The organism is Telluria sp. LT2P34, from assembly GCF_059685915.1.
Window position 1 is genome coordinate 299,205 of sequence record NZ_JCASIN010000004.1, and the last position, 17,068, is coordinate 316,272.

The 17,068-nt window shown below is 63.8% G+C and carries 10 protein-coding genes and 2 tRNA genes; 8 read left to right on the plus strand and 4 right to left on the minus strand.

The annotated features are described in order from the left end of the window. Positions 1–408 precede the first annotated feature (408 nt). From AC56KZ_RS13920 to AC56KZ_RS13950, 7 genes are all read left to right on the plus strand, one after another. Positions 409–2,574, plus strand: coding sequence for a M3 family metallopeptidase (locus AC56KZ_RS13920; protein WP_497162769.1), 2,166 nt, complete (start codon positions 409–411; stop codon positions 2,572–2,574). A 58-nt stretch (positions 2,575–2,632) separates the two neighbouring features. Beyond that, on the plus strand, positions 2,633–4,756 hold the full coding sequence (locus AC56KZ_RS13925) for a M3 family metallopeptidase (protein WP_497162770.1): 2,124 nt from the start codon (positions 2,633–2,635) through the stop codon (positions 4,754–4,756). 76 nt (positions 4,757–4,832) lie between these two features. Continuing rightward, the gene (locus AC56KZ_RS13930) at positions 4,833–6,989 is read left to right on the plus strand and encodes a M3 family metallopeptidase (RefSeq protein WP_497162771.1); all 2,157 of its coding nucleotides are present in this window, start codon (positions 4,833–4,835) and stop codon (positions 6,987–6,989) included. A gap of 137 nt (positions 6,990–7,126) precedes the next feature. Next, entirely contained in the window at positions 7,127–7,354 is a 228-nt protein-coding gene (locus tag AC56KZ_RS13935; RefSeq protein ID WP_497162772.1) for a VF530 family protein, read from the plus strand. A 10-nt stretch (positions 7,355–7,364) separates the two neighbouring features. After that, positions 7,365–7,649, plus strand: a complete 285-nt coding sequence (locus AC56KZ_RS13940; RefSeq protein ID WP_497162773.1) for a DUF4404 family protein — start codon at positions 7,365–7,367, stop codon at positions 7,647–7,649. 194 nt (positions 7,650–7,843) lie between these two features. Further along, positions 7,844–10,141, plus strand: a complete 2,298-nt coding sequence (locus tag AC56KZ_RS13945; protein ID WP_497162774.1) for a YgiQ family radical SAM protein — start codon at positions 7,844–7,846, stop codon at positions 10,139–10,141. Positions 10,142–10,380: 239 nt separating this feature from the next. Then, positions 10,381–11,532, plus strand: coding sequence for a GGDEF domain-containing protein (locus AC56KZ_RS13950; protein ID WP_497162775.1), 1,152 nt, complete (start codon positions 10,381–10,383; stop codon positions 11,530–11,532). A gap of 15 nt (positions 11,533–11,547) precedes the next feature. Here AC56KZ_RS13950 and AC56KZ_RS13955 read toward each other — a convergent pair whose 3' ends face one another. From AC56KZ_RS13955 to AC56KZ_RS13970, 4 genes are all read right to left on the minus strand, one after another. After that, positions 11,548–14,280 (minus strand): PAS domain-containing hybrid sensor histidine kinase/response regulator, encoded by a 2,733-nt coding sequence (locus AC56KZ_RS13955; protein ID WP_497162776.1) that lies wholly within the window; start codon positions 14,278–14,280, stop codon positions 11,548–11,550. A gap of 288 nt (positions 14,281–14,568) precedes the next feature. After that, positions 14,569–14,645 (minus strand) — tRNA-Asp (locus AC56KZ_RS13960). A 36-nt stretch (positions 14,646–14,681) separates the two neighbouring features. Then, positions 14,682–14,757, minus strand: a tRNA-Val gene (locus AC56KZ_RS13965). A gap of 114 nt (positions 14,758–14,871) precedes the next feature. Next, positions 14,872–15,021, minus strand: a complete 150-nt coding sequence (locus AC56KZ_RS13970; protein WP_497162777.1) for a hypothetical protein — start codon at positions 15,019–15,021, stop codon at positions 14,872–14,874. 215 nt (positions 15,022–15,236) lie between these two features. Here AC56KZ_RS13970 and AC56KZ_RS13975 point away from each other — a divergent pair, with 215 nt between their 5' ends. Beyond that, the gene (locus tag AC56KZ_RS13975) at positions 15,237–16,982 is read left to right on the plus strand and encodes a S8 family peptidase (protein WP_497162778.1); all 1,746 of its coding nucleotides are present in this window, start codon (positions 15,237–15,239) and stop codon (positions 16,980–16,982) included. Positions 16,983–17,068: the final 86 nt, after the last annotated feature.

Here is a 17,068-nt window from a genome sequence, read left to right on the forward strand (position 1 = left end):
ACATTCTTGGCCGGTTGGCCGGGTTTGCCTTGCTGCCGCATGATCATTTCTGATGCGCTACAGCGTTGATGCCCTTAGCAAAAAATGTGCCCAAAATAAATCTTCCTTAATTTCAAGATGCTGCGATTAGTTAAAAGCTTTGAGTGACGTGTCTGTAAGAAAAATCGACGGGCAGCTTGCCACCGCATCGTGCTGGTCGATGCCGGCACCGAGCGCAAGCCAGGTGTGAGCACCAGCGACAACACGCTGGCATGGTTTTCCGCGCGCGACCATCAAAGATCCGCCTGTCTATACAAAATTGTATGCCATTGTTTCCGCGTGCCGACCCAGCGATAAGCCTGATATCATCTGGCGCGCACCTGCCGGCGGCCATCCCGCGGGCAGCCTTTCGAGTCCATGAGAGAGACCATGACACGTCCACAAATGCTCATCATCGCCGCCAGCCTGGCCTTCGCCGGCACGGCCTCAGCTACCCCTGCTGCTGCCCCTGCCGCCGCACCCGCCAGCGCGGGCAAGGCCATGGTGCTCGACGCATCGAACCCCTTCGCCAGGCCAAGCGCGCTGCCGCTCCATTACCCCGCCTTCGACAAGATCAAGGACGAGCACTTCCTGCCGGCCTACGCCGCCGGCATGCGCGAAGAGCTGCGCGAAGCGGAAAGCATCGCGAACAATCCCAAGGCGCCGACCTTCGACAATACCATCGTCGCGATGGAGCGCTCGGGCCAGATGCTGGGTCGCGTGGCGGCCGTGTTCTCGAACCTGCAGACCGCAAATACGAATGACCGCCTGGACGCGATCGACCGCGAGATGTCGCCCAAGCTGGCGGCGCACAACGACGCGATCTACCTGAACCCGAAGCTGTTCAAGCGCGTCGAAACCCTGCACGCCCGGCGCGACAAGCTGGGGCTGGATGCGGAATCGAAGTACCTGCTCGAGCGCTACTACAAGGACTTCGTGCGCGCCGGCGCCAAGCTGTCGAATGCGGACAAGGAAAAGCTGAAGGGCTACAACGGCCAGATCGCCTCGCTGCAATCGGACTTCTCGCAGCGCGTGCTGAAAGAAGCGAATGCGTCGGCGCTGGTGGTCAATACCCGCGCCGAGCTGGCCGGCCTGTCGGAGGCCGAGATCACCGCCGCCGCCGCGGAAGCGAAGAAACGCGGCATGGACGGCAAGTTCGTGCTGACGCTCGCCAACACCACGATCCAGCCGCCGCTGGCCAGCTTGACCAACCGATCGGTGCGCGAGCGCCTGCAGGCCGCGTCGATGAACCGCGGTAGCCGTGGCGGCGAATTCGACACGCGCAAGCTGGTCCTCGCGCTGGCAAAGCTGCGCGCCGAACGCGCCGTCCTGCTCGGCTACCCGAACTACGCGGCCTATTCGCAGGAACTGGAAACGGCGAAGAACCCGGCCGCCGTGAACAAACTGCTGGCCGAACTGGCCAAGCCGGCCATCGGCAACGCGCGCAAGGAAGCGGCGGCGATGCAGAAGATCGTCGATGCCCAGAAGGGCGGCTTCCAGATCGCCGCCCACGACTGGGCCTTTTATACCGACAAGGTGCGCGCCGCCGAGTACAACTTCGACGAAAACCAGCTGCGCCCGTATTTTGAACTGAACAACGTGCTGGTGAATGGCGTGTTTTTCGCGGCGACCAAGGAATACGGCATCACCTTCAAGGAGCGCAAGGACTTGCCGACCTACGACCCCGATGTGCGCGTGTTCGACGTGTTCGACGTCGGCGGCAAGCAGCTGGCGATCTTCCTGTTCGACCCTTACGCACGCGGCAACAAGCAGGGCGGCGCCTGGATGAACGAATACGTGTCGCAATCGAGTCTGCTGGGCCGCCTGCCGGTGGTGGGCAACCACCAGAACATCCCGAAGCCGGCTGCCGGCGAGCCGAGCTTGCTGACCTACGACGAAGTGCGCACCATGTTCCACGAGTTCGGCCACGCGCTGCACGGCATGTTCTCGAACGTGAAATACCCTTATTTTTCGGGCACCAACGTGCCGCGCGACTTCGTCGAGTATCCGTCGCAGGTCAACGAAATGTGGGCGATCTGGCCGGAAGTGCTGGCCAATTACGCCAAGCACCACAAGACCGGCGCGCCGATGCCGAAAGCGCTGCTCGATAAAGTCGTCGCCTCGAAAAAATTCAACCAGGGCTTCATGACCAGCGAATACCTGGCCGCCTCGCTGATCGACCAGCGCTGGCACCAGCTGACCCCGGCGCAGATCCCGACTGACGTCCTGGCGTTTGAAGCGACAGCCCTGAAAGAGGCCGGCGTCGACTTCGCACCGGTGCCGCCGCGCTATCGCACGACCTATTTCTCGCACTCGATGAACGGCGGCTACTCGGCCGGCTATTACGCCTATCTGTGGAGCGAAAAACTGGACGCCGATACGGTCCAGTGGTTTACGACCAATGGCGGCCTGTCGCGCAAGAACGGCGACCATTTCCGCAAGACCCTGCTCTCGCGCGGCGGCACCGCCGAGGCGATGGACTTGTTCCGCAATTTCCGCGGGCGCGATCCGGTGATCGAGCCGCTGCTCGAGCGGCGCGGACTGACTGGCAACTAATTTTCTAGACGCGGGTCCCAAGCCCGCGTGTTTTTGCAACACACTACAAAGAGACTTCATGAATCGTCCCCACATGCTGCTGATCGCAGCGAGCGTCGCAGTCGCCAACCTCGCTTACGCCCAGCCCGCCTCGATGCTCGAAGCATCGAACCCGTTCGCCAAGCCGAGCACCCTGCAATACGGTTACCCGCATTTCGACAAGATCCGGAACGAGCACTTTGCGCCGGCCTTTGCCGAGGCAATGCGCCAGGAAGCGGCGGAAGTCGAAGCGATCGCCAACAACAAGGCGGCGCCGACCTTTGACAACACCATCGTCGCGATGGAGCGTTCGGGCCAGTTGATGAACCGCGTACAGGCAGCCTTCGGCACCCTGATCGGTTCCTATACCAACGACACCCTGCAGGCCCTGGACAAGGAAATGTCGCCGAAACTGGCGGCGCACAACGACGCCATCCGCCTCAATCCGAAACTGTACGCGCGCATCAAGGCCATCTACGACAAGCGCAACAAGCTGAACCTGGACGCCGAGTCCAAATTCCTGATCGAGCGCTACAACAAGGACTTCGTGCGCGCCGGCGCCAGGTTATCAAGCGCCGACAAGGACAAGCTGCGCGCCTATAACAGCCAGCTCGCCACCCTCCAGACCGCCTTCAGCCAGAACGTGCTGAAGGAAGTGAATGCATCGGCATTCGTCGTCGACACCCGCGCCGAACTGGCCGGCCTGCCGGAAAAAGCCATCGAAGCGGCCGCCGTCGAGGCGACCAAGCGCGGTTTGCCGGGCAAGTTCGTGATCCCGGTCGTAAACACCACCCAGCAGGCGCCGCTGTCGATCTTGAGCAACCGCGCCACCCGCGAAAAGCTGCTGAACATCTCGATGATCCGCGGCTCGCGCGGCGGCGAGTTCGACAACCGCGACGCCGTGCTGAAGCTGGCGCGCCTGCGTGCCGAACGCGCCGAGCTGCTCGGCTACGACAGCCACGCCGCCTATTCGCTGGAAGACCAGACCGCGAAGAACACGGGCGCCGTCAACAAGCTGCTGGCCGACCTCACCGTGCCGGCCGTGCGCAACGTGAACAAGGAAGCGGCCGAGATCCAGGCGTTGATCGATGCCGAAAAAGGTGGCTTCAAGGTCGCCGCCCACGACTGGAATTTTTACAGCGACAAGGTGCGCACCGCCAAGTACGCCTTCGACGCCAACCAGCTCAAGCCGTATTTCGAACTGAACAACGTCCTGAACGGCACCTTCTTCGCGGCCAACCAGCTGTGGGGCATCACCTTCAAGGAACGCAAGGACCTGCCGGTCTACGATCCGGACGTGCGCGTGTTCGACGTCTTCGAACAAGACGGCAAGCACCTGGCCATCTTCACTTTCGACCCGTATGCGCGTCCGAACAAACGCGGCGGCGCCTGGATGGGCGCCCTGGTCAGCCAGAGCAAACTGCTCGGCCACAAGCCGGTCATCACCAACAACCTGAACCTGGCCAAGCCGGCCGCCGGCGAGCCGACCCTGCTGACCTGGGACGAAGTGCGCACCACCTTCCACGAATTTGGCCACGCCACCCACGGCTGGTTCTCGGACGTGAAATACCCGCGCTTCTCGGGTACCAGCGTGCCGCGCGATTACGTTGAACTGCCGTCGCAGGTCTACGAAATGTGGATGGCCTGGCCTGAAGTGCTGGCCAATTATGCCAAGCACTACCAGACCGGCGCGCCGATGCCGAAGGAACTGCTGGACAAGCTGCGCGCATCGCAGAAGTTCAACGAGGGTTATCGCACGACCGAATACCTGGCCGCTGCCGCCCTCGACCAGAAATGGCACCAGCTCGGCTCGAAAGACATCCCGCTCGATGTCAAGGCGTTTGAAGCGCAGGCCCTGAAGGATGCCGGCCTGGCCGTCGGCCCGGTCCCGCCGCGCTACAGCTCGACCTACTTCTCGCACGCGTTCTCGGGCGGCTACTCGGCCGGTTACTACAGCTATCTGTGGGCCGAGCGCCTCGATGCCGACGCCGGCGAGTGGTTCAAGGAAAACGGTGGCCTGAACCGCAAGGCAGGCGACCGCTTCCGCAAGATGGTATTGTCGAAAGGCGGCACCATGGACGCCACCGAGATGTACCGCTCTTTCCGCGGCCGCGATCCGGTGATCGGGCCGCTGCTGGAACGCCGTGGTTTGACGGCGAACTGATCGATGTTTCAAGCGCGCGGACCTGGCAACATCAGGTCCGCGTTTTTATGTATGCATACTGAATAAAAGAGACACTATGAACCGTTCCCATCTCCTGCTCGTCGCCGTCGGCGTCGCCATGGCCAGCCTGGCCCAGGCCCAGCCAGCCTCACCAGCCATGCCAGCCGCGCAAGCCCAGGCGGCCATGCCTTTCGACGCGTCGAACCCGTTCGCGAAAGTCAGCACGCTGCCGTTCAACTACCCGGCCTGGGACAAGATCAGGAACGAGCATTTCGCGCCGGCCTATGCCGAAGGCATGCGCCAGCAGGCAGCCGAGATGGAAACGATCGCGAACAACAAGGCGGCGCCGACTTTCGAGAACACCATCGTCGCCATGGAGCGTTCGGGCCGCCTCCTGAATCGCGTCGGCAGCGCCTTCGGCACCCTGACCGGTTCGTACACGAACGACACCCTGATCGCCCTCGACAAGGACCTGGCGCCGAAGCTGTCGGCCCACGGCGATGCGATCCGCCTGAACCCGAAACTGTATGCCCGCATCAAGGCGCTGTACGACAAGCGCATCAAGCTGGGCCTGGACGCGGAATCGCAGTATCTGATCGAGCGCTACCACACCGACTTTGTGCGCGCCGGCGCCAAACTGTCCGACGCCGACAAGCAGAAACTCAAGAGCATGAACAGCCAGATGGCGGCCCTGTCGACCCAGTTCGCCCAGAACGTGCTGAAGGAAGCGAATGCCTCGGCGCTGGTAGTGAACACCCGCGCCGAGCTGGCCGGCATGTCGGACAAGCAGATCGACGTGGCGGCGGCCGAAGCGAAGAAGCGCGGCATGGACGGCAAGTTCGTGATCCCGGTCGTGAACACGACCCAGCAGGCGGGCCTGTCGGTCCTGACCAACCGCGCCACCCGCGAAAAGCTGCTGGCCGCATCGCTCGGACGCGGTTCGCGCGGCGGTGAATTCGACAACCGCGACGAAGTGCTGCAGATCGCGAAGCTGCGCGCCGAACGCGCCGCGCTGCTCGGCTATCCGAACTTCGCCGCCTACAACCTGGAAGACCAGACCGCGAAGAACACGGGCGCCGTCAACAGCCTGCTGGCCGAATTCGCCAAGCCGGCCGTGACCAATGCCCGCCGCGAAGCGGCCGAGATCCAGAAAGCGATCGATGCCGAGAAGGGCGGCTTCCAGGCCGCCGCCCATGACTGGGCCTTCTACAGCGACAAGGTGCGCAAGGAGCGTTACGCGTTCGACGAGACGCAACTGAAGCCTTACTTCGAGCTGAACCGCGTGCTGGTCGACGGCGTGTTTTTTGCTGCGACCAAGGAATTCGGCATCACCTTCAAGGAACGCAAGGACTTGCCGACCTACGACGCCGACGTGCGGGTGTTCGACGTGTTCGATGTCGGCGGCAAGCAGCTGGCGATCTTCACCCTCGACCCCTACGCGCGCTCGACCAAGCGTGGCGGCGCCTGGGCCAACGCCTGGGTCGGACAGAGCAAACTGCTGGGCACGCGACCGGTGATCGCCAACAACCTGAACATCCCGAAGCCGGCGGCGGGCGAGCCGACCCTGCTCACCTACGACGAAGTACGCACGACCTTCCACGAGTTCGGCCATGCGCTGCACAGCATGTTCTCGGACGTGAAATACCCGCGCCTGACACGCACGCCGCGCGACTATGTCGAGTTCCCGTCGCAAGTGAACGAGATGTGGATGACCTGGCCGGAAGTGCTGGCCAACTACGCGAAACACTACCAGACCGGCGCGCCGATGCCGAAGGAACTGCTCGACAAGGTACAGGCCGCGCAGCAATTCAACGAAGGCTTCCGCACCACCGAGTACCTGGCGGCCTCGCTGCTGGACCAGGCCTGGCACCAGCTGGCGCCGAACCAGATCCCGACCGACGTGCTCGCCTTCGAGGCTGAAGCACTCAAGAAGGCAGGCGTGGACTTCGCGATGGTGCCGCCGCGCTACCGGACGACCTATTTCTCGCACACCTTCTCGGGCGGCTACTCGGCCGGCTATTACGGCTACCTGTGGGCCGAGAAGCTGGACGCCGACACCGTCAACTGGTTCAAGGAAAACGGCGGCCTGACCCGCAAGAACGGCGACCACTTCCGCAAGACCCTGCTCTCGCGCGGCGGCACGATGGACGCGATGCAGATGTACCGTGGTTTCAGCGGGCGTAATGCGCAGGTCAAGCCGCTGCTGGAGCGTCGTGGCTTGACGGGCCAGTAATTTTTCGCGATTGACTGGAAGGTATACTGCGTGGGGTCGGGACCCCACCCTACAGTCCGTAGGGTGGAGTCCTGACTCCACGCTTTTTTTCGCGTCGTATACACTGCCCCTGACTCCACTAGCGAAACAAACCGGCAATGCGTGCTCAATCCCTCGAAGGTATTACTTTAGAATCCCTGTTAACCCGCCTTGTCGAGCACTACGGCTGGGAGGGACTCGGCCGGCGGGTCGAGATTAATTGTTTCCAGAAGGACCCAAGCATCAAGTCGAGCCTGAAATTCTTGCGTCGCACCCCATGGGCGCGCGAGCAGGTCGAGCAGTTGTACCTCGGCACCCGCTTTACAACAACGAGCGACCCACTTTGAGAGAGACGACATGCTGAACGAAAACGATTCGAACCTGAAGGCGCACCTCAAAACCCTGCATCGCAGCCTCGCCGACACCGGCGAGGTCGACGAAGAACTGCAAATGCTGCTGCGCCAGCTCGACGGCGACATCAAGCAGGTGCTCGAGCGCCGCGAGGAAGCCGACCTCGACGCCAATACCTATGGTCTCGCCTCGCGCACCCAGGAGTTGAGCGCCCGTTTCGACGTGCGCCACCCGACGGTGTCGGCGGCGCTCAAGCAGCTCGGCAATATCTTGGCCAGCATGGGCATATAGCACCTGACAAAGCGCTCATGGCGGCGTTGCAGCGTCTCGCCGTACTAGCGTACTGTGTTCGCCGCCGCGCCTTGCCCTGAGCGCTTTCTCAGGCCCTATGTTGAAAGACTGCTCAACCACAAGTCATTGATAGATAAGCCATTTTCCGTGCCGGGAACAGCGCCGGAAAGCGTTTTCCGGTAGAATATCGGCCAATGACCCCAGCCAATCTCTTTGCGAGCGTTCCAAAACGCTCCAGCCGCGCAGCGACCGCGCCCTTCCTCCCGATGACCCGCGCCGAAATGGATGCGCTGGGCTGGGACTCGTGCGACGTCATCCTGGTGACCGGCGACGCCTACATCGACCATCCGAGCTTCGGCATGGCGCTGGTCGGGCGCCTGCTCGAGGCGCAGGGCTACCGGGTCGGCATCATCAGCCAGCCGGACTGGCAATCGGCCGAGCCCTTCCGCGCGCTCGGCAAGCCGAACCTGTACTGGGGCATCACCGCCGGCAACATGGACTCGATGGTCAACCGCTACACGGCCGACCGTAAAATCCGTTCCGACGACGCCTATACGCCGAACGCCGAGCCGAATAAACGGCCGGACCGCGCGGTGACGGTGTATGCCCAGCGCGTGCGCGAAGCCTACCCGGGCGTGCCGGTCGTGATCGGTTCGATCGAAGCCTCGCTGCGCCGCATCGCCCACTACGATTACTGGTCGGACAAGGTACGGCGCTCGGTGCTGTTCGAATCGAAAGCCGATTTGCTGATCTTCGGTAACGCCGAACGCGCGCTGGTCGACGTCACGCGCCGTATCGCCGCCGGCGAATCGATCAAGGAAATCCGCGACATTCGCGGCACCGCCTTCCTGGTGCAGCCGGGCTGGCTGCCGGATGCCGAATGGTCGGAGCACAATTCCACGCGCGTGGACGTGCCGGGCCGCATCGACAAGCAGACCAACCCCTACGCGATGGCGCTGGAAGACCCGACCGCCTGCGCGCTCGACAATGCCGCGCCGGAGCCTGTGGCCAAACCCGTCTTCATCCTGTCGCGCGAAGAGCGGCAAGCCGCCGCCCGCGAAAAGGCCTTGAAAACCGTGGTGCGCCTGCCGAGTTTCGAGACCGTCAGCGCCGACCCGGTGATGTATGCGCACGCGTCGCGCGTGTTCCACCTCGAGTCGAACCCGGGCAATGCGCGCGCGCTGGTGCAGAACCACGGCGACCGCGACGTCTGGCTGAACGCGCCGCCGCTGCCGCTCGCCATGGACGAGATGGACAACGTGTACGACTTGCCGTACGCGCGCAATCCGCACCCGAGCTACGGCAAGGCCCACATCCCGGCCTGGGAAATGATCCGCTATTCGGTCAACATCATGCGCGGCTGCTTCGGCGGCTGCACCTTCTGTTCGATCACCGAGCACGAAGGGCGCATCATCCAGAGCCGCTCGGAGCCATCGATCCTGCGCGAGATTGAACTGATCCGCGACACGACCAAGAATTTTTCCGGCACCATCACCGACCTCGGCGGGCCGACGGCGAACATGTACCGCCTGGCCTGCAAGGAAAAAAGCATCGAGGAATCCTGCCGCCGCCTGTCCTGCGTGTATCCGACGATTTGCAGCAACCTCGGCACCGACCACAGCAAGCTGATCCAGCTGTACCGCAAGGCGCGGGCCATCCCGGGCGTCAAGAAAATCCTGATCGGCTCGGGCCTGCGCTACGACCTGGCGGTGCGCTCGCCGGAATACGTGAAGGAACTGGTAACCCACCACGTGGGCGGCCTGCTGAAGATCGCGCCCGAGCATACCGAGTCCGGCACGCTCTCGAAGATGATGAAGCCGGGTATCGGCGCCTACGACGAGTTCAAGCGCATGTTCGAGAAGTATTCGATCGAGGCCGGCAAGAAGCAGTACCTGATCCCTTACTTCATCGCGGCCCACCCGGGCAGCACCGAAGAGGACATGCTGAACCTGGCGCTGTGGCTCAAGAAGAACAACTTCAAACTCGACCAGGTGCAGACCTTCACGCCGACGCCGATGGCGATGGCGACGACGATGTACCACACCCGCAAGAACCCGTTGAAAAAAGTCACGGACGATTCGGAAGTCGTGGAAACGGCGCGCAGCGGCAAGATGCGCAAGGCCCATAAAGCCTTCCTGCGCTACCACCACCCGGCCAACTGGCCGATCCTGCGCGAGACCCTGGTGCGCATGGGCCGGGGAGACCTGATCGGCAATGGCGAACGCCACCTGGTGCCGGCCTGGCATCCGTCCGAGGATACCCCGGACGCGGGCGTGCGCGAGACCGGCGCCCGCAACGCCGGCCGGCCGGCGCCGCTTCCCGGCGCCGAGCGCAAGCGCCCGGGCGGCTTGCCCGTGCCGAAGCAGATGCCATCCATGGCGGCGTCGACCCGCCGCAATGTCGAGCGCGCTCCTGCCGCGGCGGCGCCTGCCGGCGTGCGGCCGTCGATCCTGTCGACCATCAAGTCCAAGGCGAAGGTCAAACACAAATAAGCGGCCGATGCCCGCGGAAACACGAAGGCCAGCCCCTGCAACGTGCACGGGCTGGCCTTTTTTCTGTTGTTGTTGTTCAAGAACGACGTAACATTATCGGTAAGGCAAGCCAGTGTAATATCGGTTGTCTTTACCAGTACTAAAACGGACGATCGCGCCTCCTGCCTGAAAATAAACCGTGTAATATAATTCCATTAGGAAATATTTGTTGACAGTTCGTCAGGGTACACAGGGAATACGTGGTAATCGAACTCCATACCTACATGCTGGTACTTGGCATCGGCAACCTGTCGTTTGCCGTGCTGATGGCCGCTTACATGCGCGGCACCATGCCGACTCCGGGGCTGCGCACCTGGATGTGGGCGCGCCTGGTCTTCAGCGCTACCCAGTTGCTGGCCTGCGCCCGTCCGGACGACGGCATGCCGGTGCTGGCGGTGATCGAATCGGCCGGCTGGGCCGTAGGCCTGAGCCTCGAAGTGGCGGCCTACGCCGCCTTTTTCGGCTACCCGCGGCTGCGCCCCTATCTGGTCCCGGGGGCCGGCCTCGGCGTGCTGCTGGCCTGCGCTTCGCCACTGGCGGGCTTCGCCCACGCGCAGCTGATCGCCGGCGTGTCCACCGCCCTGGGCGTCGGGTCCTTCCTGGTCGGCGCCGTGCTGCTGCACCCGCGGCTGCCGGGGGCGACTGCGCTGCAACGTGTGATTGGCGGCAACGATCTTCTTTTCGGAGGCGTGCTCACGCTGTGGGGCCTTGTCGAGATGCTCGATGCCGGGTCGGCGCCCTGGTTGCAGGGGCTGGCCTATATTGCCGGCTACATGCTGCTGATCGTGAACGGTTTTGGTTTCCTGCTGATGAGCAAGGAGCGCGACGATGCGCGCATGGAACGCCTGGCCACCACCGACGACCTGACCGGCTTATTGAACCGCCGCGCCTTTTTCGCGCAGGCCGATGCCGCGCGCCTGCTGGCTTTGCGCCAGGTGCAGCCGATCGCGCTGCTGATGCTCGATATCGACCATTTCAAGCAGATCAACGACCGCTTCGGCCATGCCACCGGCGACGAGGCGCTCATCAAGTTTTCCACCACCTGCAGCGATACGCTGCGCGGCCATGACATCCTGGGGCGTCTGGGCGGCGAGGAATTCGCGCTGGTCTTGCCGGGCACCGACCTGGCCGGCGCCCAGGGCGCGGCCGAGCGCCTGCGCCATGAGGTGATGGAGACGCGCTTGCTCACCTGCGGCAACCGCTACACGATGACGGTCAGCATCGGCCTGGTCGTGATCGACCCCGAGGAAGACCTGGCTTCGGCACTGGCGCGCGCCGACCGTGCGCTGTACCAGGCCAAGCATGCGGGGCGCAACCGGGTCGAGGCCGATACCGGCCTGCGCCGCGCTTAGCGCGCGCCTGGCTGGTCAGGCGGCGCGGTTCAGGATCAGGTCCTGCACGGCTTGCAGCTGGGCCGGTTTGGTGAGGTGATGGTCAAAACCCGCTTCGCTCGAGCGCTGGCGGTCGCTGTCGGTTCCCCAACCGGTCAGGGCCACCAGCAGCATGCCTTCGAGTCCGGGCGTGCGGCGCAGGGCGCTGGCGGTTTCGTAGCCGTTCAGGCCGGGCATGCCGATATCGAGGAAGGCGACCTGCGGCATGAATTCCTTGGCCGCCACCAGCGCCGCGCGGCCGTCGTGGGCCACCCGCGTCGTGTGGCCGCTGACTTCGAGGATCATCGACAGGGTGAGCGCGGCGTCCACATTGTCGTCCACCACCAGCACGCGCACGCCCTCTGGCTGTCCCGCGGCGCCGGCATCCACTGCCCCGTCGTTTTCCGCATCCCCCGGTTCACCAGTCGCCAGCGGCAGCCTGACCTCGAAGCTGCTGCCCTGGCCCGCCCCTGGACTCGAGGCCGTCACCGAGCCGCCGTGCATCTCGACCAGGCGGCGCACCAGCGACAGCCCGATGCCGAGACCTCCCTGGGCCCGTTCGATGTGGCGGTCGACCTGCTTGAACATGTCGAAAATGCTTTTCAGCGAGTCGGCCGGCAGGCCGACGCCGTTGTCGGCGACCGCGATGACCGCCGTGTCGCCATCCTGGCGCAGCGACAGCACGATGCGGCCGCCGTTCGGGGTGTACTTGGCTGCATTGTTGAGCAGGTTCGAGACGACCTGGGCGATCCGGGTGACATCGGCGTCCACCATCAAGGGGCCGTCGGGCATCTCGATGTCGAGGCGGTGCTCGCCGGCTTCGACCAGCGACATGCTCGTTTCCACGGCGCTTGACAGCAGTGTGGTGAGGTCGGCCCGTTCGCGCTTGAGTTCGAGCTTGCCGCCGCTGATGCGGGCCACGTCGAGCAGGTCGTCGATCAGGCGCACCATATGACCGACCTGGCGCTCCATCATTTCGCGCACCCTGGACAGCGTGGCGGCGCCCTGGCCTCCGCCGTGGCCGGTCATGCGCATGACGCCGAGGCCGTTGCGGATCGGCGCCAGCGGGTTGCGCAGTTCGTGCGCCAGCGTGGCCAGGAATTCGGTCTTGCGGCGGTCCGCATCCGACAGGTCGGCCGCCAGCCGGCGCAACTGCTCGTCATTGCGCTTGCGCGCCGTGATGTCGGAAAACAGCAGCGCCACCTTGCGGCTGCCGGATCCGCCGAGGCGGGTGGCGTAGACGTCGAACCAGCGCCCCATTGCCGCCGCTTCGTTCTCGAAGCGGACCGCTTCGCCGGTCAGGGCAACCCGGCCGTAAGTATCGAACCAGAAGCTGTCGAGCCCCGGAGCCACCTCTCGTGCGGTCTTGCCGTTTGCATCGACCAGGCCGGTGTGACGCTCGAACATGGCGTTCATTTCGAGGAAACGGTAGTCGAGCGGCTGTTCCTTGTCGTCGAAGATCATCTCGATGATGGCGAAGCCCTGGTCCATCGACTCGAACAGGGTGCGGTAGCGTTCCTCGCTGGCGCGCAGGCTTTCGGCGGAGCGTCGGCTTTCGGTCGTGTCGAGCACGATCGCCACCAGGCCCTGGTATTCACCGGCCGGACCGCGCAGCGCATTGATGCTGGACGTGGCCGGGATCGCGCGGCCGTCCTTGTGCAGGTAATGCTTGTCGATGACGAAGCCGGGTCCGCCCTGGCGCAGCCTGGCCAGCGCTTCCACGGTCGCCGCGACCTCGTCGGGTGCCGTGACATCGATCACGCTCATGCCGGTCAGCTCGGCCTCGGTATAGCCGAGCATGTCGCAATACTTCTGGTTGACGAGGCTGATGCGGCCCTGCGGATCCATCTCGACGACGCCGGTGGCGGCCTGGGCGACCAGTTTGGCGAAGCGCTCGCGGCTGTCGAACAGTTTCATCTCGGCGCGCTTGCGGTCGGTCTGGTCGACGCCATGGGCGAGCAGGCCCGTGATCGCGCCGTCGGCATCGCGCAAGGCCATATAGACCAGGTCGATGAAGCGCTGTTCCAGCGGCGCACCCGCATGGCGCTGGAGCATGACGGCCATGTCGGACCCGACGAAGGGCTCGCCGGTGCGGTAAACCTCGTCCAGCAGTTCGAAGAAACCCTGGCCGGCGACTTCCGGCAGCGCCTGGCGTATGGGCTGGCCCACCAGGTCGCGGTTGCCGACCAGTTGCAGGTAGCGTTCGTTGATCAGCTCGAAAACATGGTCCGGGCCATTCAGTACGCACATGAAGGCCGGCGCCTGGCGGAAGATGTCGAGCATGCGCGCATTGGCGGCTTGCACTTCCTTGAGCAAACGCTCGCGCTGCGCCTCGGTTTCGACCTGCGCGCTGACATCGCGCGACACCGCCAGCAGGTTCTGGACCCGGCCGTCGTCGCCGTGGACCGCGGTAACGACGACTTCCCACCAGCGCGGCGAACCCTTGGCGGTCGGGCAGAAGGCTTGTACATGGCCGGTGCCGCCGGCCTGGGCCAGCGTGATCGCCGCGTCGATTGCCGCCTGGCTTTGCTGCGGCCAGAACGAGCGCCATGCCGCGCCGGCAAAGAGGCTGAAGTCGTCGATCTCCATGGCGCACATGCCGTTCTGGTTCATCGCCAGCACCTTGCCTTCGCTGCTGAGCACTTTCACGCAGTCGGGGCTGCTCTCGAAGAGCTGCACGCCAAGGGCGTTGGTATCGATGACGGGCGGGAGGTCGCGGTTTTGCTGCATGGGGACGGGTATTCCAGGTTGCGCGGCCTGCGAGCTTACGCGATTTCCGGGCAGGGTGCTCGACGGTAGGATTCAGGAGAGGAATCTGAAAAAGCAAAAAGGCCCGACAAGTCGGACCTTTTTGCTTTAATGCTGGCGGAGCGGACGGGACTCGCCCACGTCCCGCGGGCCGCGGATTCCCTTGCAGGGGAATCCCTTCTCGTCCCAATCCGTGCTCCCCGCAGGGGGAGCACTCTTTATCGCGAAAAGCAAAAAGGCCCGACAAGTCGGACCTTTTTACTTTAATGCTGGCGGAGCGGACGGGACTCGAACCCGCGACCCCCGGCGTGACAGGCCGGTATTCTAACCAACTGAACTACCGCTCCGTTGTTACTGATCGATTCTTCGATACTACTGAATGCTGGTGGGCGCTGAGAGGCTCGAACTCCCGACCTAATCCGTGTAAGGGATCCGCTCTACCAACTGAGCTAAGCGCCCGGCTCACCGTATTCAGTGTCATCCAACGCTTGTCATCGCGTCTGAAGAGGCCCGAATCATAGCGTATGGGTTCGCGAATATGCAAGGGTTTCCCGAAAAAATATGCGCAACGGCTCATGAGCGCTTGGGCGGCAGTGACTTCCAGTCAACAGGCGCAGCCGCCGCCTGCAACCCGAAGTCATCATTGTTGCGACGATGATAATGAATACAAGCTGGCCTTAATTTGGCGAAATGGATGAGTTGCAAAATAAAAGAGGTTTTCATTAATTAATCCATAGAAAACGTTGCTAAAAAGCCTCACACGATTAGAAATGTCCAGCGTGCATGTTTTCTCCGCAGTACATTTTCTGAGCCGCCAGTCGAGGGCACGCCGACGTAAGACACCGGTGACCATAAAACGAGGCATATCGCCTTGACGGAAAACTACACAACAAAGGGCAATAAAAATGAAGTCGACGCATTCGATTCACCCGAGTTTGTTGAAAGTCGCAGTCGCAGTTTCCATCGCTGTTGGCACCCTGGGTTCCGCCCAGGCCGCCACTACCATCAATCCCGATACCGACCGCCTGATCGTGAAATACAAGGATGCGGGCTCTGCCGTGTTCAAGGGCCAGGGCACGCCGGCCATGACCGCCGCGCGCCAGTCGGTCGCCGACCGCGCCGGCCAGCAGTTCGGCAGGACGCTCAAGGCGCTGCGCACCACCGCCACCGGCGCCCATGTGCTGAAGATCGACCGCAAGGTGTCGGTGAAGGAAGCCGAGGCGCTGGCCGCGGAACTGATGGCGCGCGACGCTTCCGTCGAATATGCCGAGCCTGACCGCATCCTGCGCAAGATGGCCACCCCGACCGATCCGATGTACACCCAGCAGTGGCACTACTTCGAAGCCACCGGTGGCCTGCGCCTGCCGGCAGCCTGGGACAGCTCGACCGGCACGGGCGTGCGCGTTGCCGTCATCGACACCGGTATCCGTCCACACGCCGACCTGTCCGGCCAGATCCTGGCCGGTTACGACTTCATTACCGACACCACGATCGCCAATGACGGCGGCGGGCGCGACAGCGACGCTTCCGATCCGGGCGACTGGACCGCCGCCAACGAGTGCGCCGCCGGCGACCCGGCATCGGGCTCGAGCTGGCACGGCACCCACGTGGCCGGCACCATTGCCGCTGCGACGAACAACGGCGTCGGCGTGGCCGGCGTTGCCTACGGCGCCAAGATCGTGCCGGTGCGCGTGCTCGGCAAGTGCGGCGGCTACACCTCCGACATCGCCGACTCGATCGTCTGGTCCTCGGGCGGCGCTGTCACCGGCGTGCCGAACATCGCAGCCCGTGCGCAAGTCATCAACATGTCGCTCGGCGGCGGCGGCGCCTGCGGCACCACCACCCAGAACGCGATCAACAGCGCCCGTTCGCGCGGCACCGTCGTCATCGTCGCCGCCGGTAACGAGAACATGAACGCCAGCAACTCGAACCCGGCCAACTGCGCCGGCGTCGTGACCGTGGCCGCCACCAACCGCAACGGCGCCCGCGCACCGTACTCGAACTACGGCACCGTGGTCGACGTCGCAGCCCCGGGCGGCGACGCCAACGGCTACATCCTGTCGACGCTCAATGCCGGCACCAGCACCCCTGGCGCCGACAACTACGCCGGCTACCAGGGCACCTCGATGGCGACCCCACACGTCGCCGGCGTGGCTGCACTGATGCTGGCCCGTAATGCGGCGCTGACCCCGGATGAAATCGAGTCGAAGCTCAAGAGCACGGCGCGTGCCTTCCCTGGCACCTGCACGACTTGCGGCACCGGTATCGTCGACGCAACTGCTGCAGTGGCCTCTGCCACCGGGGCAGCCCCGGGCCCGACGGCTTCGGAAGTCGAAGCGAACAACACGATCTCGACCGCGAATGGCGTCGGCACCAGCGGCACCACGGTCAACGGCAACCTCGGCACCACCACCGACACCGACTACTTCGTGGTGCAGGTCCCGGCCGGCAAGACCCTGACTGCAACGCTGACCCAGGGTTCGACCACCAACGACTACGACCTGTACATCTATAACAGTGCGGGCACCCAGTTGGCCACCAGCCAGAACGGCGCGGGCGCGACCGACACCGCTTCGGTGTCGAACACGACCACGGCCACCTCGCCACGTTATGTGCGCGTGCGTTACTACAGCGGCGGCACCGGCGCCACCAGCGGCAAGTACAGCCTGAAACTGAGCTGGTAATTGCTGCTGCAGTCGTAGGATGAAAGAAGCGCGGCTTGCCGCGCTTCTTTTTTATCCGGTCACGGAATCCTTGCACCAAATTCCAA